This window comes from Janthinobacterium sp. BJB426, assembly GCF_002735705.1.
Classification (GTDB): domain Bacteria; phylum Pseudomonadota; class Gammaproteobacteria; order Burkholderiales; family Burkholderiaceae_D; genus Janthinobacterium.
In genome coordinates, this window is record NZ_PDZL01000003.1 from 193,708 (window position 1) to 214,933 (window position 21,226).

At 63.2% G+C, this 21,226-nt stretch carries 17 protein-coding genes; all 17 read right to left on the reverse strand.

Features of this window, described 5'->3' with window-relative positions; translation table 11 throughout:
• Positions 1-15 precede the first annotated feature (15 nt).
• Positions 16-2,388, reverse strand: a complete 2,373-nt coding sequence (locus CSQ93_RS06400) for a TonB-dependent receptor (RefSeq protein ID WP_099377306.1) — start codon at positions 2,386-2,388, stop codon at positions 16-18.
• Positions 2,389-2,609: 221 nt separating this feature from the next.
• Positions 2,610-3,764, reverse strand: a complete 1,155-nt coding sequence (locus CSQ93_RS06405; protein ID WP_099377307.1) for an LLM class flavin-dependent oxidoreductase — start codon at positions 3,762-3,764, stop codon at positions 2,610-2,612.
• A gap of 27 nt (positions 3,765-3,791) precedes the next feature.
• Positions 3,792-4,871, reverse strand: a complete 1,080-nt coding sequence (locus tag CSQ93_RS06410; protein ID WP_099377308.1) for an LLM class flavin-dependent oxidoreductase — start codon at positions 4,869-4,871, stop codon at positions 3,792-3,794.
• Positions 4,872-5,115: 244 nt separating this feature from the next.
• Positions 5,116-6,306, reverse strand: a complete 1,191-nt coding sequence (locus CSQ93_RS06415) for a sigma-54 interaction domain-containing protein (protein WP_099377309.1) — start codon at positions 6,304-6,306, stop codon at positions 5,116-5,118.
• A gap of 179 nt (positions 6,307-6,485) precedes the next feature.
• Positions 6,486-7,349: an HET-C-related protein gene (locus CSQ93_RS06420; protein ID WP_099377310.1), complete on the reverse strand. Its 864-nt coding sequence runs from the start codon at positions 7,347-7,349 to the stop codon at positions 6,486-6,488.
• Positions 7,350-7,402: 53 nt separating this feature from the next.
• Positions 7,403-9,181 carry an amidohydrolase family protein gene (locus CSQ93_RS06425; RefSeq protein WP_099377311.1) on the reverse strand — a complete coding sequence of 593 codons (1,779 nt, stop codon included), beginning with the start codon at positions 9,179-9,181 and terminating at the stop codon, positions 7,403-7,405.
• A 222-nt stretch (positions 9,182-9,403) separates the two neighbouring features.
• Positions 9,404-10,708: a homogentisate 1,2-dioxygenase gene (gene hmgA, locus CSQ93_RS06430; RefSeq protein ID WP_099377312.1), complete on the reverse strand. Its 1,305-nt coding sequence runs from the start codon at positions 10,706-10,708 to the stop codon at positions 9,404-9,406.
• The gene (locus tag CSQ93_RS06435) at positions 10,705-10,890 is read right to left on the reverse strand and encodes a DUF2783 domain-containing protein (protein WP_099377313.1); all 186 of its coding nucleotides are present in this window, start codon (positions 10,888-10,890) and stop codon (positions 10,705-10,707) included. The genes hmgA and CSQ93_RS06435 overlap by 4 nt, the downstream gene beginning before the upstream one ends.
• Positions 10,891-10,902: 12 nt before the next feature.
• Entirely contained in the window at positions 10,903-12,582 is a 1,680-nt protein-coding gene (locus CSQ93_RS06440; RefSeq protein WP_099377314.1) for an FAD-dependent oxidoreductase, read from the reverse strand.
• Between the two features lie 21 nt (positions 12,583-12,603).
• On the reverse strand, positions 12,604-13,932 hold the full coding sequence (locus tag CSQ93_RS06445; RefSeq protein WP_233516074.1) for an MFS transporter: 1,329 nt from the start codon (positions 13,930-13,932) through the stop codon (positions 12,604-12,606).
• Between the two features lie 175 nt (positions 13,933-14,107).
• The gene (locus tag CSQ93_RS06450) at positions 14,108-14,920 is read right to left on the reverse strand and encodes a helix-turn-helix domain-containing protein (RefSeq protein WP_099377315.1); all 813 of its coding nucleotides are present in this window, start codon (positions 14,918-14,920) and stop codon (positions 14,108-14,110) included.
• Positions 14,921-14,930: 10 nt separating this feature from the next.
• Positions 14,931-15,440, reverse strand: a complete 510-nt coding sequence (gene msrA, locus CSQ93_RS06455; protein WP_099377564.1) for a peptide-methionine (S)-S-oxide reductase MsrA — start codon at positions 15,438-15,440, stop codon at positions 14,931-14,933.
• A 66-nt stretch (positions 15,441-15,506) separates the two neighbouring features.
• Positions 15,507-16,850, reverse strand: a complete 1,344-nt coding sequence (locus CSQ93_RS06460) for an MBL fold metallo-hydrolase (protein ID WP_099377316.1) — start codon at positions 16,848-16,850, stop codon at positions 15,507-15,509.
• A gap of 76 nt (positions 16,851-16,926) precedes the next feature.
• Entirely contained in the window at positions 16,927-17,901 is a 975-nt protein-coding gene (gene hemB / locus CSQ93_RS06465; protein ID WP_099377317.1) for a porphobilinogen synthase, read from the reverse strand.
• Between the two features lie 112 nt (positions 17,902-18,013).
• Positions 18,014-18,916 carry a VirK/YbjX family protein gene (locus CSQ93_RS06470; protein WP_099377318.1) on the reverse strand — a complete coding sequence of 301 codons (903 nt, stop codon included), beginning with the start codon at positions 18,914-18,916 and terminating at the stop codon, positions 18,014-18,016.
• Between the two features lie 165 nt (positions 18,917-19,081).
• Complete coding sequence (locus CSQ93_RS06475; RefSeq protein ID WP_099377319.1) at positions 19,082-20,434, reverse strand: sensor histidine kinase; 1,353 nt, start codon at positions 20,432-20,434, stop codon at positions 19,082-19,084.
• Positions 20,427-21,113, reverse strand: coding sequence for a winged helix-turn-helix domain-containing protein (locus CSQ93_RS06480; protein WP_099377320.1), 687 nt, complete (start codon positions 21,111-21,113; stop codon positions 20,427-20,429). The genes CSQ93_RS06475 and CSQ93_RS06480 overlap by 8 nt, the downstream gene beginning before the upstream one ends.
• Positions 21,114-21,226: the final 113 nt, after the last annotated feature.

Here is a 21,226-nt window from a genome sequence, read left to right on the forward strand (position 1 = left end):
ATCAGGCAATCAGGGTCAGAACTGGATCGTGTACGACGCGCCCACCGTGCGGCCCTGGCCGATGATGACGGTGTCGCCGTTGACGGCGCCCGGCACGAAACTGGTCAAGGTGTGGTTGCGGTACACCTTGTCGGCCAGGTTGTTCGCATACGCCGTAATGCGCTGCTTGCCGCCCGGGAGCACATACGACAGGCGCGCATTGGCCAGCGCGAAACCGCCCTGGTTCAGCAAGTCGCGCGCGGCGTTTTGCGGGTCGACATAGTAATACTGCTTCGACGTGTAGCGCACGTCGCCGCTGAAGACCAGCTGCGCGCCATCGCCCAGCGGGTAGCGGTAGTCGGCCGCCAGCAAGGCCGTCACGTGGGGCGAGCGCACGAATTCATTGCCGGAGCGGTCGCCGCCATTGTTCTGGATGGCGAAATCGTCGAATTCCGTGCGCAGCAGGCCGATATTGGCGTTGAGGTGCAGCTTGTCCGTCGGCTGTGCCTCGATCTCGAATTCCGCGCCATTCACGTGGGCCTTGCGCACGTTTTGCAGGTAATTGACGCTTTGCGTGGGGTCGCCGTTGTACACGCCCGTGATATTCACCTGCACGTTCTTGTAGTCATAGTGAAAAACGTTGGCATTGAAGTTCAGGCGCCCGTCCAGCCATTCCGACTTGATGCCCGCCTCGAACGAGTTCAGGGTTTCCGGCTTCACCGTATTCAATGCCCGCATGTCCGTGGCGCTCGTGTTGTAGCCGCCGGACTTGATGCCGTGCGCGTATTTCAGGTAGCCGCGCAGGGTGCGGCTGAAGCGGTACTCGGGCGTCACGTCGTAGGTCAGCGCATTCCACGTGGTGGACGGATTCGACGTGAAGTTGTTGTTGGCCACCGATGCGGCGCCGTAATTGCCGCCCCGGACCGTGTTCCACCAGTTGGCCGCATCGCCAAATGTCACCGAATTCGATGCGGCCTGCACGCGCTGCAAGTCGAGATCCTTGGTTTCCGTCGTCCAGCGCAGGCCAAACGTCGACAGGAACTGCTCGCTGAAGTTGACGGTCGTGCTGCCGAAGATGGCCGCGCTGCGCGCCTTGTGCTGGTAGAGCGTGCGGTTGTAGCCGACGGGCTGCGTGCTGCCCGCCAGCGCCGGCACGGTACCGTTGGGCAGGCGCGCGCCGGCCGCATCGGAATCGATCTTTTCATTGAAGTAGAACAAACCGGCGACCCAGCTCACGGCGCCGTTTTGCGGCGACGTCAAACGTAGCTCCTGCGACACTTGCCGGCTGCTGGCCTTGGAGCGGCTGCGGCCCACTTCCAGCGGCGTGTTGTCGCTGTCGCCCGTCGCTTCGTTCCTGAAATTTTCATAACCGGTGATCGACGTCAGGGTCAGTTCGCCCAGCGCATATTCCAGGTTCAGCTGCGCGCCGCCCTGTTGTACGTCGCTGTCGGCCGGCGCATTCGTGCTGACGTCATCGGGATTGGTGCTGGGAATATAGCCATTGCGGTACACGCCATTCGCGCCATAGCTGGCCACCGTCGTGGTGGCGCCCTTGGTCGTGTAGTCGCGGTAGTGCAGGTTCAGGTTCGCCGTCAGGTCGCGCCCGATCAGGGCCTTGAGCTGGCCGCGGATGGCGCTGTCCTTGAGCTTTCCATCGCGCTCGCCCGTAAACTGATTGTGGAAGCGGCCCTTGTCCTGCTGCTCCGTGTGGAAGGACAAGCGCCCCGCCAGCACCTCGTCGACCAGCGCGCCGCCAATGGCGCCTTCGGCCAGCTTGGTGTCGTAGCTGCTGTAATCCAGCTTGGCGTAGCCGCTGGACTTGAACGAGGGTTTGCGCGAGATCACGTTGATGGCGCCGCCCGTCGTATTCTTGCCCCACAAGGTGCCTTGCGGCCCGCGCAGCACTTCCACCCGGTCCAGGTCGAACAAGGGGAAACCCGTGGCGCTGGAATTGCTGATGTAGACATCGTCGAGGTAAAAGCCGACAGGGTTTGGGAAATCGATCTGCTGCTGGCCCGCACCGACGCCGCGTATCCACCAGCGCGGGCGGCCATGCTGCTGCGTGCCGGCCGAGGCGTTCGGCACGTAATTGAGGATTTCGCTGGCCGAGCGGCCGATGCCCGTGTCGAGCAGCTCCTTGCCGCCCAATACCGTGATCGCGCTGGGCACCTTCTGCGCCGATTCCTCGCGCTTTTGCGCCGTCACCGTCACCGATTGCAGCGAGGCGCCCTCGCCGGCGCCGTTCGCGTCGGCGGCGGCAATGACATCGGCGCCAGGCGCTTCCGCATGGGCCATGCCATGGACGAGCATCAGGCCGCCGATGGCGAAGGCCGAGCGCAGCGCGCGGCGCACTGGCGTCAGATGAAAGGGAAAAGAGGAGAAGGCGGCGGGGGCAGTCGAACGGCGCATGGGTGATTATCCTTGAGTAAAGTCAAAACGCGAGATGGTGATGAATGTCATTGCAAGGCGCATGCCCGCTGCCGCGGCGCAGCAAAATCATCGTTAAGTGGTTGATTTAAAAGGAAGACTATCGTCACGATAGTGCTGTTGATTTGGCAGCAGCGGCGCTGCCGCGTGCTGCCTGCGCGACAGCAGGCGATGACGCTGCTGTCGCGGCAACAGTGTGAAGGTCAAGCGGCGCGCAACAACGCCGATGTATGCCCGCGCACGAGGGGCAGCACTTCCTCGCCCACCCGGTACGCTTCTTCCAGGTGCGGCGTGCTGGCCAGGATGAAGGCGTCGGCGCCCAGTTGTACCAGTTCGTCGAGGCGTTCGGCCACTTGCTGGTAGCTGCCGACGATGCCTTGCGTCTGCCCGCCGCGCAGCAGATTGAAGCCGGACCAGATATTCGGCGCCGTGATCAAATCCTTGTAGCTGTTCAGGGTGGTCGGGCGGTTGCCCCGCTGGCGCGCGGCGCCCACGGAATCGCCGCCATCGGCGCCGAGGAACTGGCGCAGGGTGGCGGGGTCCACGGCGTCAAAGCCCTTGCGCACTTCATCCCACGCCTCTTCTTCCGTGGCGCGGGCCACGATATCGACGCGCACTGCGCACTTGATCTTGCGGCCCAGCAGCGCCGTCTTTTCATGCACGCGGGCGAATTTCTCGCGCAGCTGCTCGAACGGTTCCAGCCACGTGAGGTAGTAGTCGGCATGCTTCGAGGCGGAACCGAGGGCCGCGTCGGACGAACCGGAAAAATAAATCTCGGGGAAATCCTGCTCCGACAACGGCGTGGCCAGGCCCGCATCTTCCACCTGGTAGAACTTGCCCTGGTAGGAAAACGGCCCGCCGCGCCACACGCCGCGCACCACGTCGAGAAATTCCGTCGTACGCGTATAACGGTCATCGTGGCCGGCCGAATCGCCCCACCACAGCTGCGAAGGGCCGCCGCCGCCCGTGATCACGTTGTACAGGGCGCGGCCGCCCGTGGCCCGTTGCAGGCTGGCCGTCATGCGCGCGGCCACCACGGGGTTCAAAAAGCCGGGCTGGAACGGGATCATGAAGCGGAAAGTGGTCGTTTCTCTCGCCAGCAGCGCGGAAATGGCCCACGGTTCGTCCGTCATGGGGAAGGACGGGATCAAACCGCCCTGAAAGCCCGATATTTCAGCGGCGCGGGCGATTTCCGCCAGGTAGTCGATATAGCTGAAACCATCGGCGCCGCCACCACCGAGACCGGCCTGGCGCAGGTTGTCATTGCCGGGAAACCAGTCGCCGCGAAACGGCGTGCGGGCGCGGTGCGAACTCGGTTCGCCATGCGTAGGGATACGCCAGAAAAAATCGATTGCCATGTGGGTTACTCCTTGAATGGGTGGAAATCAGGCCGCTTGCAGCTGCGCGCTCAACGCTGCCCGCACACGGGGCAGCACGTGTTCACCGATGCGGTAGGCTTCCTCGAAATGGGGAATGGCCGCCAGCACGAAGCTGGAGACGCCCGCCTGCGCATAGGCTTCGAGCGCCGCGCTGACCTGTGCATAGCTGCCGACCAGGGTGCCGTGGGCGCCCGTTTGCGCTTGCGCAAAGCCGGGCCAGAAGGCTGCGGCACCGTCATCGAATGGCGCATCGTCAGGCAGTCCTGCCCCGCCGCGGTAGCGGCGCGCATCGCGCAAGGCTTCCTCGAACGTTTCGCGGGCCAGTACGTCGATGCGCAAGCCCGCCGCCACGGTGCGGCCCAGCTGGCGCGCCTGCGTTTGCAGGCTGGCGATGGCGGGCGACAAATCCGCCAGCGGTGCCGCATCGAACACGTGCACGTCGGCCTGGCGCGCCGACAGGGCCAGCGCCTCCGTCGATTCCCCCGTCAGGTAGATGCTGTTGACAGGATGGTTCGCCAGCGGGCCCTTGAAGCCGCCGTCCTGCACTTCGAAAAACCTGCCCTTGAAGCTGAACGGCGAAGTACTTTGCACGCCGCGCGCCACGGTGATGAATTCATCGATGCGCGGCAAAATGTCGGCGTCCGGTACGGCATCGCCCTGGCGCCGGCGCGCTGCCGCATCGCCGCCATGGCCGATCTGCCAGGCAAAGCGTCCGCCCGTGAAACGCTGGAAGCTGACGGCGTTCTTTGCCGCGTACACGGCCGAGCCCCAGGCCGCGTCGAATTCGGCGATCAGTTTCAAATGGCGCGTGCTGCGCGCAAGGTAGCCGGCGACGATCCAGCTTTCATCACCCTGCGTATCGTGGCGCACCTGGATGCCGTTGAAGCCGGAAAGGTCGGCAGCGCGGGCGATCTGGTGCAGGTAATCGAAATAATTGAAGGGCGGACGCGCGCCGCGCGGGTCGCTCACGCCCGCCTGCAAGGGACTGGGCGCGCCAGCGTTTCGCTCGCCGCGGCGCGTGACGCCGGGCGCCGCGTAACGGCCATCGCCGCTGGTGGGCAATTGCCAGATGAATTCTATGGTCATGCATGGACTCCTGTCGTGGGTCGAAGAAAACGCCGCTGCGCGCATTGGATACTTGCGCGCAGCGGCCTGCCCTTCCCTCCTCGCAGAAAACATGCCATGCCGCATAGGCCCAACAGCGCCATTCGCTGTTGATTTGGCAGCAACCGGGTGCAGCCAGGGCAGCAGCATGCTGCGCGCGCAGCAGCCATGAAAAAAGCCGGAGCCGCATCGCTGCAGGTCCGGCTCCGGGAGGTTCGTCATGTGCCTAGTCGATGGCGCCCGCCTTTTTCAGGAAAGTGCGCAGGATGTTGCGACTCAGGTTCAAGTGTTTGGCCGTGCGCACCTGGTTGCGCTCATTGCGCTCCCACGCAGCGCGCACCAGTTCCTGCTGCATGGCTTCGAACTCCACGGCTTCGCCCGAGTCGAGCAAGGCTTGCCAGGCGCGGGCAAAACGCTCGGCCGCCAGCAAATCGTCCTGTGCGGCCGCGCCGTGGGCCGCGTAGGCGATGTCGGCGCCGCCGGCCCAGGCCTCTGGACCGGGTACAGAAACAGGTGCGGCGGCAGGCGCCCTGTGCCAGCCCGACAAACTCAGGTCCTCGGAGCGCACGACGCCGCTGCGGCAGACGAGCAGCGCGCGGTGGATGACGTTCTCCAGTTCGCGGATATTGCCCGGCCATGGATAGGCCAGCAAGGCCTCTTGCGCATCGAGGCCCAGCTCCACCTCGCCCAGGTGCAATCGCTGCGCATAGATGGCCATGAAATGGCGCGTCAGCGGCATGATGTCGCCCGGTCGCTCGCGCAAGGGACGCAGCGGCAGGCCGATCACCTGCAGCCGGTAATACAGGTCTTCGCGGAAGCGCCCGGCCCGCACGGCTTCGGCCAGGTCCACGTTGGTGGCCGCGATCAGACGCACGTCGATGGGGATGGCGCGCCGCGCGCCAAGGCGCACCACTTCGCGCTCCTGCAGCACGCGCAGCAGCTTGACCTGCATCGCCAGCGGCAGGTCGCCGATTTCATCGAGGAACAGGGTACCGCCGCTGGCCGTCTCGAACCAGCCGGGTTTACCCTGCTGGGCGCCCGTAAATGCGCCTTTTTCATAGCCAAACAGTTCGCTCTCGACGAGGGTTTCGGAAAACGCGCCGCAGTTGATCGCCACGAAGGTCTGTTCGGCGCGCCCGCTCAAGCCGTGCACGTGGCGCGCAATCAGTTCTTTTCCAGTCCCCGTTTCGCCCGTGATCAGCACCGTCGCCTCGCTGGGGGCGATGCGTTCGATCAGCTCGTGCAGCTGGCGCGAACGGGGGTCGGCAAAGACAAAGGCCGTGGCGCGCACCAGCAAGCTCATTTGCTGCGGGTCGCGGAAGGCGACGAGCGCACCATCATCGTCGGCGCTGGCGCCACGGGCAAGGTGGGCGCTGCGCGCGAAATCGCTGCTGAAATTGTGGGCTAAGAGTTCCATGGACCGACTATACCGCGCGCCATCTCCAGGCGTGAACGAATGGTGCTGCGCTTGCTTATCCGGATTTTGCATATGCACAGTGCCGGGAACGGGCGCTGTTTTGTCGTGAACGGTGCACTTTGGCGATAGCGTCATCTACCCCGGCTTCAACCCTGGCCTTGCCGGGATTTGTTTCGCCGCTACCTCAAAACGGTCGCTCTGCCGTCGACCAGCACATCGAGTTTAATCGTTCCCTGGCTTACCGCGTTTAAAAGTGGCCACTCCGCGAATACATCAAGAATAAATTGCCTTGAGGCATCTTTGGCAAGTCGCTGAGCCACTTCAAAATGGGTGACATTACCAAACTTTGAAATAGCTTTTTTCCCCCGATCAGTTTCCTTTGAGTCTTTCGCCATCTCTCCATGCGTTTCGTAGGGAGCCGCGCATTTTTTTGGTGTTCCCCAGCTCACGTATCCAGATGTCAGACCCGCCTCCTGCCATTTTTTCACATTCTCTTCTGCCTGGTTTCCCCAGGTTTTGACAACCTTGAAGTCCGATAAAGCGCTGGCATCATCGATATTGATTTCGACATAATTCGTGTGAGCATAGAAGTCCTGAATTCCATGCAGCGCCTGTCCCAGGGATAGAAAAGCCAGATTCAACTCCAGATTCGCCAACAATGGTTTCTTTGCCATGAGCAGAATCGTGGCCGCTTCAGCGTGCTCGTCCAGCTCGGCTTTAAGCTGCGCAATATAAGCGATCGCTCCGGAAAAATCACAGTTGTCGAAGTGAGCCTTTGATGCTGTCTGATGCACTATATCTTGCATGTAGAGTGCAATTTGCATTTGACGCACATACTTCCGGCTGCTCAGGCCATCCAGAAGGATTTTATGCTCGCTTATCTTGAAATCAGAATTGCATCTCTCACAAATAACGGATATGGATTCATCTTTTGCCGCAGGAATTTCTTGCTGGAGTTTTTCCATATCGATATCCGCTGCCGAGGCGCCCATAGCCATGAGCGAGAAAATGATGGCAAGCGAATGCTGGAATCTGTTAAACATCGATAATCTCCAAGTTTTGAAAATGGCATTTCGGACATCCGCACCATGCTTCGCTAACTGAATCGACCATCCACTTTCAAGAGCCAGGCAGGCGGCTTTACGCCGTGTTTGTCATAGAATGCCTGCAACCTCAACCGCGTTTCCCCGCCTCGGGACAAGCCAGCGTAACGTACAGCGTTATCGCCAAAGAATTTGTTCGAGAGCGTCGTCACGGTTTCGCCGCTAAGAGATGGCAGTTCTTCAAGCTCTTTGAAAAGTTTCATGAAGTCGCTCAGATAACTTCCAATTGAGCTGGCAGTCAGGCTCATTTCCCAGTCTGTGCCATATAGAAAGCGGTTCGCCAATGATGCAGAGCCCTTTGGGGCGGTAAGGTTATAGAGCTTTTGCAGATCCGCCTTGAGTTCAGGCTGGTCCGATATCACCTCGGTAAAGAATCCGGCATCGGCGTATGCGAACTCTCCTGGTCCGCTTGCATTCATCTCCTTTGCAAATGCTTCCGCAAGGGAGAAACCTGCACGCTGGTCCTTCACGATGGACGTGTCGCCGAAATGCCCGAAGTTGACACGCAGGCGTGGAAACTCCTTCAAGACGCACGCCCAGTATTTGGAACCCGCCAGATTCTTGAAGGCCATGCTGGGTCCGTTAGAAAGACCCGTGTGCGCCATGATCGGTACACCATGCTTTTGACAGTAGTCATATAGCCGGCGCAAGGCGTCATCGAGCAACTTTCCCAAATCAGGGGTATTTTGTACCCACTCCGGCAACCAACGACGCCTCCAGAAATCCGGCTCCGCATCTTGAATATACTGATTTCCCAGCGCGGCAAAGCCCATTGGCGGGTATAGCTTGACGCCGATAAATCCATGTTCTTCAAGCGCGCGCTGGACAAGGTCAAAAGAACTGGTCGCTGATTTCCCCTTGCTGAACGCCACTTCTCGCAGCGGACAGAATGGCACGAATCCGTGCATTCTCCCTCCCGTCAGAATGGACAACTGCTCCATGACCTGGACCTGCGTTTCGAGCGAAGTCGCTGTTGGTTTCCCCTTTGATATCCACCACGAATAATCGACCATGCTGGGCATGAGGAGATCCACCATGCGCACACCGGGAACATTAAATGTGCGCAGATATTGCTGAATATTTACATACCGGTATTGGAAATTTTGAAGGATGAATTTAATGACACCCATCACCGACCTGTCTCCACTCAGCATGTCCAATGGCTCGGGAGAGTCTTTATCCAGATCGGGAATCGTGGCAGGAAGCTTGTCAATAATTTCCAGGGCCTCGACTTGCAGACGTGTCTGCATATCGGGAATAAGAAGCTTGCTTTGCTTTTCTCGAATGAATGGCAAGTAAAGGGGTGAGGTAGCCGCAGCAGCTTTCAAGGACGCAGTACCGGCTGCGTATGCGTCTCGCCGCAGCCGGGAAATGACCTCCATCTTGGCCTGCTCGCTTGTGCAAGCGGCCAGTTTTGGGGACAACTCCCGGAGCGTCTCCAGCTCCATGTCACCGGAAGGCGCCAATGACCACGCGAGACCTTGTAGCAGCGCACCGACAGCCATTGCCGCAGGCCCCAGCGGGCTCGCCTCCCCAACCATCACTTTTCCCACGAAGTCCATGACAGGAATATCCGTGCCATTGAAAATGTGGCAGTGAGCATCGATGGTCAAAGGCCCCGTCGGCAGGTTGATGTCGGGACTGTTGACGCAATCCAAAGGGCGTGGCTTGAACAAGCAACAGCCTGACAAGCCGACGCTTGTGCCAACGGCAAGGGCACCGATGCCTCGAAGGGCACGACGACGGGAAAAATTCTCCGGAAAGTGGTCCATGCAGCCCTTTCAGCAGTTCATTTCTTCGACTAAGGAGTACAGAAAAAATCGCGTGCTCGATGCAAGGGGGATGGTATATTGATAATTTCAACTTGGCAAGATTTATTGCGCAGGCATGGACAGGTGCTGCGGCAAACAGCGGAGCAACCACGACAGATGACCGGTTGCCAAAGGGCTCGCCAGCCCGCATACGGGGACGCGGGCTGCGTGACCAACGTTTGACTACCCCTGGTCCGGATCGAAATGCTTGCGCAAGCCTTGCCAGCACGCGAAATAGTCGTTTTGCAGCAGGCCGCCGTCCAGCGCGAATGGTGTCGGCTTGAGGATGGTGCGCGTCTCGAACATGAAGGCCATGGTGTCGCCCACCTTCACGGGCGCGGATGTGTCGCTGTGCGAGGCTTTTTCGAAGGTCTGCGCATCGGGGCCATGGCCGGACATGCAGTTGTGCAGGCTGGCGCCGCCCGGCACGAAGCCGGCCGCCTTGGCGTCGTACACGCCGTGGATCAGTCCCATGAATTCGCTGGCCACGTTGCGGTGGAACCACGGTGGCCGGAACGTGTGCTCGGCGGCCAGCCAGCGCGGCGGGAAGATGGCGAAGTCGATGGCGCCGAACAGCGGATTTTCGCTGGGCGCCTGCAGCACGAGGAAGATCGACGGGTCCGGATGGTCGTAGCTGATCGAGCCGATGACATTAAAACGGCGCAAATCATATTTATAGGGCGCGTAATTGCCATGCCAGGCCACCACGTCCAGCGGCGAATGGTCGAGAGTCGTGCGCCACAAGTGGCCGCCGAACTTCGCCAGCAGTTCGCATGCGCCGTCGATATCTTCATACGCCGCGTGCGGCGTGAGGAAGTCGCGGCTGTTGGCCAAGCCGTTCGAGCCGATGGGCCCCATGTCGGGCAAACGAAAAGCCGTGCCGAAGTTTTCGCAGACATAGCCGCGCGCCGCGCCATCGGGCAGGGTCACGCGGAAGCGCACGCCGCGGGGAATCACGGCGATTTCCTGCGGTTCCAGTTCGATCAGGCCCAGTTCCGTGGCGATCGCCAGCCTGCCCTCCTGCGGCACGACCAGCAATTCGCCATCGGCCGAATAAAAGAAGCGCTGCATGGAACGGTTGGCCGCGTACACGTGGATGGCGCAGCCGCTCATCGTTTCTGCGCTGCCATTGCCTGCCATCGTCTGCCAGCCATCGATGAAGTCCACCGGCGTGGCGCTGTCGGGCAGCGGCAGCGGGTCCCAGCGCAGCTGGTTCGGCGGCGTGGGGGGCATGGCGTGGAAATCGCTGACGATGCGGGTATTTTCAGCCAGGGTAAATGGCGGATGCTGGCTGGCGGGACGGATGCGGTACAGCCACGAGCGCCGGTTCTGCGCGCGCGGCGCCGTGAAGGCCGTGCCCGAGAGTTGTTCCGCATACAGGCCCAATGGCGCCTGCTGCGGAGAATTTTGCCCCTGCGGCAAGGCGCCGGGCACGGCTTCCGTGGCAAATTCGTTGCCGAAGCCGCTTTGGTAGCCGGCGCCTATCATGCCCCCTCCGCCAGGCCGTCGGCCGCGTCGCGCAGCAAGCCCTGCACCACGTCGGCCTTGCCGATGGCGCCCATGGCCAGCAGGGCGAAGCGGGCCAGGAACAAGGGCGAACGCTGCTCGCCCAGGCCGCCCATGGTATGGCACAGCTCGGTATACAAATTATCCAGTTCGATATCGGTCATGTTGTCTCCTTGTTACTTTGATTGGGCAATGCCGGCTTTCTCCAGCGCAGCCGCCACCTGCCCCGCCTGCGCTTGCCGCCAGCGGCCCAGCACGTGCCCGTCCGGACGCACGAGGTAAAACGTGCCGGGCTGCGCGTCGAACAGCGAGAATACCTGCGACGTGTGATCCCGGGCGCGCCCTTGCTGCCCGCTGCGGCCGATCGCCACGGTACTCAACGGCAATGTATCGTCCAGCGCCAGCAGTTCCGCCGGCACGGCCCCATCTTCGCTGAAGTACAGTCCCGTGAAATCGCCGTCAACGCGTTTCAGCAAATCGGTAATATACCCCGCTTGCTGCGCGCCGTCTTGCAGCAACGCCAGCGGGCATTCGGGCAAGACCGTGCCCGGCGTGGGGCCAGCGGCAAACGTCTCGCTATCCGGTGCATTCAGGGCAGACTGCGCGTACGCGATGGCGCTCGTCTGGCGCGGGTTGATCAGGGAGCGCACGTGCGCATGCTTGCCCGCCAGGCCCAGCACGGCTGTGCGCATCAGCTCGAAAGCGAAGGTGGGCGGCGCCATGAATTCCGTGCTTTTGGTGCCGTGGCGCAGGTTTTCATGGGCGGCGAACACGCGCTCGTCCGAATAGCTGTCCAGCAAACTGTCCGGCGCCAGTCCCTTGACGACATACGCGAGCTTCCAGGCCAGGTTGTCCGCATCATCGATGCCCGAGTTCGCCCCGCGCACGCCGAAGATGGGCACCAGGTGGGCCGCATCGCCCGCGAACAGCACGCGGCCATGCCGGTATTTTTCCAGAGTCAGCGCGTTAGCCTTGTAGAGGGTGATCCAGACGGGATGCCATGGTGATGTTTCGCCCATCATGGCCAGCAGGCTGTCCACGCGGGGCGCCACGTTTTCCAGCAGGACGGCCGCCTGCGCATCCTCGTCGTCGCGCAACTGGTAGTCGATGCGCCAGATATCGTCGGGCTGCTTGTGCACCAGCACGGTCGAGCCGGGATTCGATGGCGGGTCGAAATACGCGAGGCGCTCCGTCGGGCGTTCGCTCTTCAAATGGATGTCGACGATGACGTAGCGCCCTTCATAGCTGGTGCCCTGCAATTTCAGGCCCAGCGCTTCGCGCACGACGCTGCGCCCGCCATCGGCCGCCACCAGCCAGTCCGTATCGATTTGATATGTATCAAGTGGCGTCGTCACCGTCACGCTGGCGCCGTCGGCGCGCTGCTGCACGCCCGTCACTTTCGATTGCCAGCGGATATCGATCAGCTTCGGCTGGCGTTCTGCCGCATCGAGCAGAAATTGTTCGATATGGTATTGCGCCAGGTTGACCATGGGTGGCAACTTCTGGTTCGCGTCTTGCGGCATCGTGAAGTGCAGCACTTCCTCGTCGCGGTAAAAGCTGCGTCCGCCCGCCCACGGCAAGCCCTTGCGGAGAAAACCGTCGAGCGCACCGAGGCGTTCGATGATTTCCAGGCTGCGCCGCGAGATGCAGATGGCGCGGCTGCCCGTGCAGACGCCGTCGTCCGCTTCGATCAGCACCGAGCGCACGCCATGGCGGGCCAGGCCCAGGGCCGTGGCCAGGCCCACGGGGCCGCCGCCGACGATCAGGACCGGCACGTGCTCGATGCCGGCGCCGGCCGGTTTGCCGGGCGGATAGACCTTCGGCACATGGGGATAAGGGTGGAATGTATCGCTCATGATGTTTCCTCTTCAACAATATTATTTGCTGCTACGGGCGATGGGCAGGGTCAGCACGATGGCCGCGCCCGCTACCAGCAGCACGCTGGCGTACAGCAAGCCCGTGGCAAAGCTGTGCGTCAAATCCTTCAGCCAACCCACGACGACGGGGTTCAGGGCCGAGCCGATATTGCCCGTGGCATTGATGACGGCGATGCCGATGGCGCGCGCGCCCAGGCTCAGCGCACGGTCCGGCGTCGTCCAGAAGACGGACATAGCCGTGTAAGCGCCCGTCGAGGCCATGCACACGCCCAGCAGCTGCACCACCGGGTTGCCGGAATACGCCGTGAACAGCCAGCCGGCCGCCGACAGCAGCATGGGCCAGACGATGTGCCAGCGGCGTTCCTGCAGGCGGTCCGAGCGGCGGCCCCAGGCAATCATGCCGATCACGGTGCACACTTGCGGAATGGCGGCCAGCAAGCCGATCTGCGTGTTGCTGGCGTTGCTATTAAAACTTTTCACGATCAGCGGCGTCCACACGGCCACCATCGCCAGGGTATTGACCAGGCAAAAATAGGCGACGCCGAATTTCAATACCGTGGGCGAGCACATTTCCGCCATCACCGAGGTGTTTTGCCGGGGAGCGATGTGCACTGCAGCCGGCTTGTGCTCGGCCGCCAGCATGCGCGCCAGCACCTGCTGTTCCAGCTTGCCCAGCCAGTTTGCCTTGTTGGGAGAATCGTCGAGGTAGCCATACACGGCCAGGCCCAGCAGCACGGATGGCATACCTTCGAGCAAGAACAGCCATTGCCAGCCCTTCAAGCCCCAGTGGCCGTCCAGTCCCAGGATCAGGCCCGACAGAGCGGAACCGATGGCGGCCGTGACGGGCATGGCGATCATGAACAGGGCATTGGCGCGCGCCCGGTAGGCGCTGGGAAACCAATAGGTCAGATACAGCAGCATGCCGGGCAAGAAGCCCGCCTCCGTCACACCCACCAGGAAGCGCAGCGCGTACAGGCTGGCCGGGCCGCTGGCGAACAGGGTCGCCGTCGAGGCCAGGCCCCAGGCGATCATCATGCTGCCTATCCATTTACGCGCACCGATGCGGGCCAGCACGATGTTGCTGGGAATGCTGCAGGCGATGTAGGCGATGTAAAACAGGGTGGTGGCAAAGCCGAACTGGGTGCCGGACAGGCCCAGGTCTTGCATCATGGTCAGTCCGGCGAAGCCGATATTAATGCGGTCAAGAAAGGAAAACACGAACAGCAGGAACAAAAATCCCAGCAAATGGCGCGATACCTTGCGCATCACCTGCTGTTCCATTTGGTCGGTGGCCGCGTCGAGGACGGGCGCAGTGGTGGCGATGGTCATGCTTGTCTCCATAAGGTGTCGCCCTCCCCTTGTTGATTTTATTGGGTGAGAGCGGCCGGGTGATCCCGGCTTGAAACACAGTATGCAGACGACAATGCCGGCGGCTGTCCCCATTTTGGGGACGTTTCGCGGCTAAAACAGTCAAAAAGGCGGAGCCATCCCTACGCCGAAGGAACTAGACCGGCGCCATGCACAGGGCGAACAACTGGCGCTGGCTGGAAATGCCCAGGCGTTTATAGGCCCGCTTCTGATAAGTGATCACGCTGGACGGTTGCACGCCCATGGTCTCGGCGATTTCCACGGCCGTCAGGCCTTCTAGCACGCAGCGCAGCACGTCCAGTTCGCGCTTGCTCAAGGCCGGGCAATGCTGGCGCAGCCGTGCCAGCATCATGGGCGCGACGCCCTGCGTATTCTGGCCGTTCAGGCTGTAGTGATGCTTGACAGCATGGGCAAACAGCGGTGACAGGGTTTCGATGCCCGCCACTTCACCTGGCAGGAACTTGCCCTGGCTGCTGTCGCGGTAGAAATTGACGGACAGCCAGATATCGCCGGCCGGCTGCAGCAGCAGCGATAGCCGGTCCGAGACATGCGGTTTTTGATAGCAGGCGGCGCGGTAGCCGGGATGGTCGATCTCGTCGCTGGCCTGCTGGTGCAGCACGATGGCGGGATCGGTTTTCCGTCCCGGCGCCGGCGCGATCACGCGCTGGTTGCCATCGAGCGCATAGTAATGGCGCGCATAGCTGTCGGCAATATCCTGCAGGAAGCGTCCGCCGCGCCGGTCGGCCACGGCGACCGTGCGCGGACGGTTGCCGAATTCATAGGCAAAGATCGTGCACTGGGCAATCGGTGCGACCGTGCTGACCGTCTTCAGGATGGCCCCGGCAACGGCATTCACGTCCGCATGGCCGATGGCCGCCATCAACTCCAGGGTACGCCCGAAGTCCAGCTGCCCTTCCGCCGGCTGCCGCTCGACGCGCCAGTAACGCATGCCTCGCTCCTTATTGCCCGCGCTGCGGCAAGACCCAGTCCGGCCGGATGTAATGGCAGGTGTAGCCGTGCGGCAAGCGCTGCAGATAATCCTGGTGCTCCGGTTCCGCTTCCCAGAACGGGCCGGCGGGCGCCAGTTCCGTCACCACCTTGCCGGGCCACAGGCCGGAAGCGTCGACGTCGCGGATGGTGTCTTCGGCCACCCGTTTTTGCTCGTCGCTGGTGTAGAAGATGGCCGAACGGTAGCTCGTGCCGCGGTCATTGCCCTGGCGGTCTTCCGTGCTGGGGTCGTGGATCTGGAAGAAAAATTCCAGGATCTTGCGGTAGCTGATGGTGGTCGGGTCGAAAATGATCTCGATGGCTTCCGCATGCGTGCCGTGGTTGCGGTAAGTGGCGTTGGCCACGTCGCCGCCGCTGTAGCCCACGCGCGTGGCGATCACGCCCGGATAACGGCGCAGCAAGTCCTGCACGCCCCAGAAGCAGCCGCCGGCCAGGATCGCGATTTCGTTGTTTTGTGTCATGTTGATCATTCCTTGATCTGAGATACTGGTATCAATCGTCCATCTTACCCTGTCGCGGCGTTTTCTTCAGCGGGCCAGCAAGCGCTTGAGCTGCGCCGCCTGGTAGGCGCCGATGGCGTCGTTGAACAAGCAGCGGATCAAGGGGTCGTCAACGATATCCGCTTCCGCCAGTCCGGCCCGCGTGGCCGCATCGAATGGACCATCATTGATGCGCATGTACATTGAGGTGAGCGATTCACCGAGCACCAGCGCCGCATGGCATTTCACCAGCGGCACTTCCGTCGTCCAGCCGGGCGCCTCGCCCGTGTCCGGCACGAGGTCGATCAAGTCGCCATGCGTGCGGTAATGCAGGATGGTGGCCGCGCCGTCATGGCCGTACAGCGCCAGACGCCACACACGCGGAGCCTGGAAATAGCTATCCTCGGGCAGTTCCATGTCGCGGTAGCGCTCAAGCAAAGCGTTGCGGCAGAAATCGAGCACCAGTGCGGCATCATCCGCGCTCAAGGGGGCGAAACGGCGGGCGATGTCCGCCGTGGCGGGCGGCGGCGCGTCGGGGCGGTAGTCGAAATCCACGTCTTGCGGCCCCATGGGAATGACCCAGGGCAGCGGCGCGGCCGGCGCCATGCCGTGCGCGTCGAGCAGCACGGCCGTCGATGGGTCGAGGCGGAAGATGTGCGCGTCCGGCAGCGCGGCGCCGATCTCCTGCGCGAACTGGCGGTAGGTGATCGGGAACATCGCGTGGTTGTACCAGGACCAGTCTTCCTGCACGAACTGGCAGGAGCTGGGCACGAGGTAACGGGGAGCCAGCGCGCGCAGCTGCGGCACCCAGTCGTCGGGAAGCTCGACCGGGCCAGGCTGCGCCTGCGACGGCGCGATGACGGCGATCTCGCGCATGGGCTGGAATGGCCACAGCACCATGTCCCACGGCGCATAAGCGGCCAGCTGCGCCAGGGTTTCCGGGCCGATCCAGGAATCGACCACGTTGAGCACATTCAGCCCGGCGGCGCGCACCTGGAACAGCGAATCGACATCGTCATCGAATGCGCGGCGCGGGATCACCTCGATGCTGCCCACCTGTACCGGCACGTCCACGTGCAGCCGCTCGACGCGGCTAAAACCCAGCGCGCGCAGCATGGCGAACAGTTCGTCGAAGACGCAGTACAAATAGATGGGCGTGGCGCGGTCCAGCACATCGAGGCTGTCGAGCGAGCAGTGGTCGTCATGGAAGTGCGAGATGAAGACGGCATCCCAGCACAGCTGGCGCACGGCGTCGAGGTCGAAGCGCACGGGCGGAAACGCGTGGCAGTTGCGGCTGAACGGGTTTTCGACGATGGGGTCGAAGGCGATGGCCGTGCCTTCGCATTCGAAGACATAGCCGGCGTGCAGGATGCGGGAGATTTTCAGGGGCATGGGAAGCTACAAATAAGACCCGGTTGGGCAGCGCGCCATGATAGCTGAAAAGGCGGCTGCCCTGCCCCGCGTTGACTTAATATGGGTTATTCAGCACATCCATCGCAAAGTACGTAAAGATCATGTCCGCGCCCGCGCGCTTGATGGCGCCCAGGGTTTCCTGCACCACGCGGCGCTCGTCGATGGCGCCCGCTTGCGCGGCGAACTTGATCATCGCATATTCTCCGCTGACCTGGTAGGCGCCGATCGGCAAACGCGTCACTTCGCGCAGGTCGCGGATGATGTCCAGGTAGGCGCCGGCGGGTTTGACCATCAGCGCGTCCGCGCCTTCGGCTTCGTCGATCAAGGACTCGCGCACGGCTTCGCGGCGGTTCATCGGGTCCATCTGGTAGGTCTTGCGGTCGCCCTTCAGGGTGCTGCCGGCCGCGTCGCGGAACGGGCCGTACAGGCCGGAGGCAAACTTGGTCGAATACGCCATCACGGGCGTGTCGTGGAAGCCGGCCGCATCAAGGGCGCTGCGGATCGCCGCCACCTGGCCATCCATGGCCGCCGAGGGGGCGATGATGTCGGCGCCCGCCTGGGCCGCGATGACGGCCTGCTTGCCCAGGTTGAGCACCGTGCTGTCATTGTCGACCGTATCGCCATGCAGGATGCCGCAATGGCCGTGGTCCGTGTATTCGCAGAAGCAGGTGTCGGACATGATCACCATTTCCGGCACGGCGTCCTTGATGATGCGCGACATGCGCGCCACCAGGCCGTCCGGGTTCAGCGTGTCCGTGCCGTGGCTGTCCTTGTGGTGCGAAATGCCGAAGGTCATGACGGAGCGCAGGCCGGCGCGCGCGTAGCGCTCGACTTCCTGCGCCAGCTTCGCTTCGGGAATGCGGCGCACGCCGGGCATGGACTTGATGTCGATGAAATCGCTGCTGCCTTCGTCGACGAAGATCGGCAAGACCAGGTCGCGCGGATTGATCTCGGTTTCGCGGAACAGCTCGCGCAGTTGCGGGGTCGCGCGCAGGCGGCGCATGCGCGAAGTTGGGTAGTGTGCTGGCATGGGGTGACTGGCTTCAGGTTAACAACGCCAGCAAGTATACGCCGATCACGCCGATTGCGCCGGGCTGCACGGCAAAAAAGCCGCGCAGGTCAAGAAACCCCGCCCGGAGCCGTCATTGCGCGTGCAGCAGGGCCGACACTTGCCAGCGCATGTCCGCCGCCATCTGCACCAGCATGGCGCCGCGGCGGCGCGCGTCCGCCCGCTTTTTCGACGGCACCAGCTCGATATCCGGCATCCGGCAAGGGCCGCAAGGCAGGCGGTAATTGCCGTCGCTGGTGGGCAGCGCATGCAGTTCCCGCCACGCCAGGTCGTAGTCGCACGAGATATGCCGGCGCCGGCGCCAATTCAGCGCGATGCGGTTGGCGTTGCTGACCAGGTCAAGGTGGCCGCAACCGAAAAAATCGCCCAGGTCGCGCAAGGCGGTCACCATCAGGTTTTTCGGCCGGCAGCCATGCAGCGCCCGCGTGGCCTCTTTCACCGCCTGCGCGCCGGCAGGCGAGCGCAAACCCTGCAAGGCGCCCAGCTGGATGACGGCGCCGCCAGGCTGGGGACGGAACAGGAAACTGGCCAGGTACAGCGGCACGCCGTCGCGAGTCAGGCGCAGGCACAGCTCCCCTTCGCGGTGGCTATCGTGGATGGCCGTCAGCTGCAAACGGTAGGTGCCGCCATCCTTGCCCTCGATGGCTGCCAGCACCAGTGCGCGCCGCGCCGCGTATTCCACCAGCGCCCGTGCGCCCGCCTGCCACAGGAAACGGTAATGGCCGCACAGCAGGTCCACCCTCGCCGCGCAGCCCAACCGGCGGCTGGCGTAGGGACGATAAATCTTGTACAGCAGGCTGGGATGGGCTTGCGCCAGCGCCGCCAGGCCCGGCGTGCCGACGATGACCGCTTGCCAGCGCGCGCGCTGCACGGGAAAGACGATGGCGCCCAGCGCGGCCTTGAGGCGGTGACCATGCTGGCGCAGTGGCACCTGCTGCGGCGCGGCGTTGTCGCCGGTGGCGGTAAATGTATGCATGAAAACAGCTCTACGACGTGTCGGAACAGGCAAGCCGCGGCAGGCCGCGGGCAGCCCGGAACAGGCGGCTGCGCGCACGCAGCCGCTCTACGCCGGGTAGAACGGATGATAGGGGGAGGCGAAAATGAAGGGGGTTACAAGTTGGTAATGTGCCGATACGCCATGCTAGCGCAGCAGCCGCAAACGCAAGCGCAAGCCCGGCGCCGCATCCTCGATCTCCAGGCTGCCGCCATGCAGGGCCGCGATGGCCGCCACGATGGACAGGCCCAGGCCATTGCCGGGCAAATGGCGGCTCTTGTCGAGCCGGTAAAAACGCTGCGTCAGCTTCGGCAATTCTTCCTTTGGTACGCCGGGGCCGTTGTCGCGCACGGCCAGCCAGCTACCCTGTTCATCGCTGCCGGCCGACACCTCCACCGTGGCGCCCGGCCCCGCGTACTTGATGGCGTTGTCGACCAGGCTGGCCAGGGCGCTGCCCAGCAGGTTGCGGTCGCCGCGCGCCGGCACGCCCTCGCCATACATCTGCACCAGCAGCACGCCCTGCTCGTCGGCCGTGGCTTCGTACATTTCCACGATGTCGGCGCCGATCTGCTGCAGGTCGATGTCATCGAAATTCTCCGGGCGCATGCCCGATTCGGCCGCCGCGATCTGCAGCAGCTTGTCGAACACGCGCGTCAGGTCGTCGATATCGTCGATGGCCGCCTGCGCGGCGCTCTCGTAGCCGGCCACGCCCGGCTGCTGGCGCAAGGCGCCATCGAGCTTGTTGCGGATGCGGCCCAGCGGCGTGCGCAGGTCGTGCGCGATGGCGTTCGACACGTGGCGCACGCCTTCCATCAAGTGTTCGATGCGGTCGAGCATGCGGTTGATGTCGCGGCTCAGCAAGCCGAATTCATCTTCGCTGGCGACGGGAATGCGCCGGCTCAGGTCACCGGCCTCGATTTCTCCCGCCGTGCGGCGGATCTGGCCGATGCGCGCCTCGAGCTGGCGGCGGAACAGCCACGCGCCCGCCACCACCAGCAGGATGGCCACCCCGCCGCCATAGGCCAGCGAGCGCAGCACCAGCGAGCGAATCGACTTGCCCTCTTCCATGTCACGCCCGACGAACAGGCGCGCGCCGCCCTCCAGGTCGCGGATCAGCATGCGCGCGGGCACCCGGCGTCCTTCGCGCGTGACGTCGCGGTGCAGCAAGCGGCCCACGGGGCTGTCCACGTCGGGCCAGGACGACAGATTGCCCGCCACGCGGCGGCCATCGGCGCCCACCAGCAAGAAGATCTCCGTGTCGCTGTCGGTGCGGTCGGTCAGCAGATGGGCAATTTCCGCCGTCGTGCGGCTGCTGTCACCCTGCTGGTACAGCGCGGCGAGGCGCTCCGAGAGCAGGGTCAGCTTGCGGTCCACGCTGCGATCGAGCACGCCGATGGTGCCGAAATAGAACACGGCGCAGACGATGCTGATCGAGACGACCACCAGCACGCCATAGCCGAGCGCCAGGCGGGCCGCGATCGAGCGGTGCCAGTTACGCACTGTCGATCACGCCCAGGGTGTAGCCAACGCCGCGCACCGTGTGAATCAGCGGCGGCGAAAATTCCTTGTCCACCTTGGTGCGCAAACGGCTTACCTGCACGTCGATGACGTTCGTCTGCGGGTCAAAATGGTAGTCCCACACGGCTTCGAGCAGCATGGCGCGCGTGACGGACTGGCCCTGGTGGCGCATCAGGTATTCCAGCAGGCGAAATTCGCGCGGCTGCAGGGCGATTTGCCGGTTGGCGCGCGTCACGCGCATGGTGCGCATGTCGAGCACCAGGTCGGCTACCTGCAGCTGCGTCGATTCGGGCACGGGCGCGGCGCGCCGCAGCAGTGCCTCGATGCGCGCCAGCAGTTCGGCGATGGCGAACGGCTTTGACAGGTAATCGTCGCCGCCGCTGCGCAGGCCGCGCACGCGCTCGTCGACGCTGGACAGGGCCGACAGCACCAGCACGGGCGTGTTGCGGCCCAAGCCGCGCAGGCGCGCGACGATGGCCAGGCCGTCGATCTCGCCGGGCAGCAGCCGGTCGAGCACCAGCGCATCCCAGTCTTCGCCGCAGGCCAGGCGCATGCCGTCGATGCCATTGTCGCAGGCGGTGACGTCGTGGCCAGCCTCGCGCAGGCCGGCACAGATATAGCGGGAAGTTTCAGCTTCGTCTTCGATGACCAGGCAGCGCACGGGAGTTCCTTGTAAAGATCGGGACAGCAAACATGCGCAGCATACGCCAGGCGCGCGCCACTTGCCAGCCCCGCCGCGTGCGGCGCGCGATGACAGGGTCGGGTACAATACAG

Excerpts from the sequence above, each read along its gene's own strand:
- CSQ93_RS06415 (WP_099377309.1), bottom strand. The coding sequence starts at position 6,306 with ATGGAACTCTTAGCCCACAATTTCAGCAGCGATTTCGCGCGCAGCGCC.
- CSQ93_RS06470 (WP_099377318.1), bottom strand. The coding sequence starts at position 18,916 with ATGCATACATTTACCGCCACCGGCGACAACGCCGCGCCGCAGCAGGTG.
- CSQ93_RS06435 (WP_099377313.1), bottom strand. The coding sequence starts at position 10,890 with ATGACCGATATCGAACTGGATAATTTGTATACCGAGCTGTGCCATACC.
- CSQ93_RS06450 (WP_099377315.1), bottom strand. The coding sequence starts at position 14,920 with ATGCGTTACTGGCGCGTCGAGCGGCAGCCGGCGGAAGGGCAGCTGGAC.
- CSQ93_RS06440 (WP_099377314.1), bottom strand. The coding sequence starts at position 12,582 with ATGAGCGATACATTCCACCCTTATCCCCATGTGCCGAAGGTCTATCCG.
- msrA (WP_099377564.1), bottom strand. The coding sequence starts at position 15,440 with ATGACACAAAACAACGAAATCGCGATCCTGGCCGGCGGCTGCTTCTGG.
- CSQ93_RS06405 (WP_099377307.1), bottom strand. The coding sequence starts at position 3,764 with ATGGCAATCGATTTTTTCTGGCGTATCCCTACGCATGGCGAACCGAGT.
- CSQ93_RS06420 (WP_099377310.1), bottom strand. The coding sequence starts at position 7,349 with ATGTTTAACAGATTCCAGCATTCGCTTGCCATCATTTTCTCGCTCATG.
- CSQ93_RS06460 (WP_099377316.1), bottom strand. The coding sequence starts at position 16,850 with ATGCCCCTGAAAATCTCCCGCATCCTGCACGCCGGCTATGTCTTCGAA.
- CSQ93_RS06425 (WP_099377311.1), bottom strand. The coding sequence starts at position 9,181 with ATGGACCACTTTCCGGAGAATTTTTCCCGTCGTCGTGCCCTTCGAGGC.
- CSQ93_RS06445 (WP_233516074.1), bottom strand. The coding sequence starts at position 13,932 with ATGACCATCGCCACCACTGCGCCCGTCCTCGACGCGGCCACCGACCAA.
- CSQ93_RS06410 (WP_099377308.1), bottom strand. The coding sequence starts at position 4,871 with ATGACCATAGAATTCATCTGGCAATTGCCCACCAGCGGCGATGGCCGT.
- hmgA (WP_099377312.1), bottom strand. The coding sequence starts at position 10,708 with ATGATAGGCGCCGGCTACCAAAGCGGCTTCGGCAACGAATTTGCCACG.
- CSQ93_RS06400 (WP_099377306.1), bottom strand. The coding sequence starts at position 2,388 with ATGCGCCGTTCGACTGCCCCCGCCGCCTTCTCCTCTTTTCCCTTTCAT.
- hemB (WP_099377317.1), bottom strand. The coding sequence starts at position 17,901 with ATGCCAGCACACTACCCAACTTCGCGCATGCGCCGCCTGCGCGCGACC.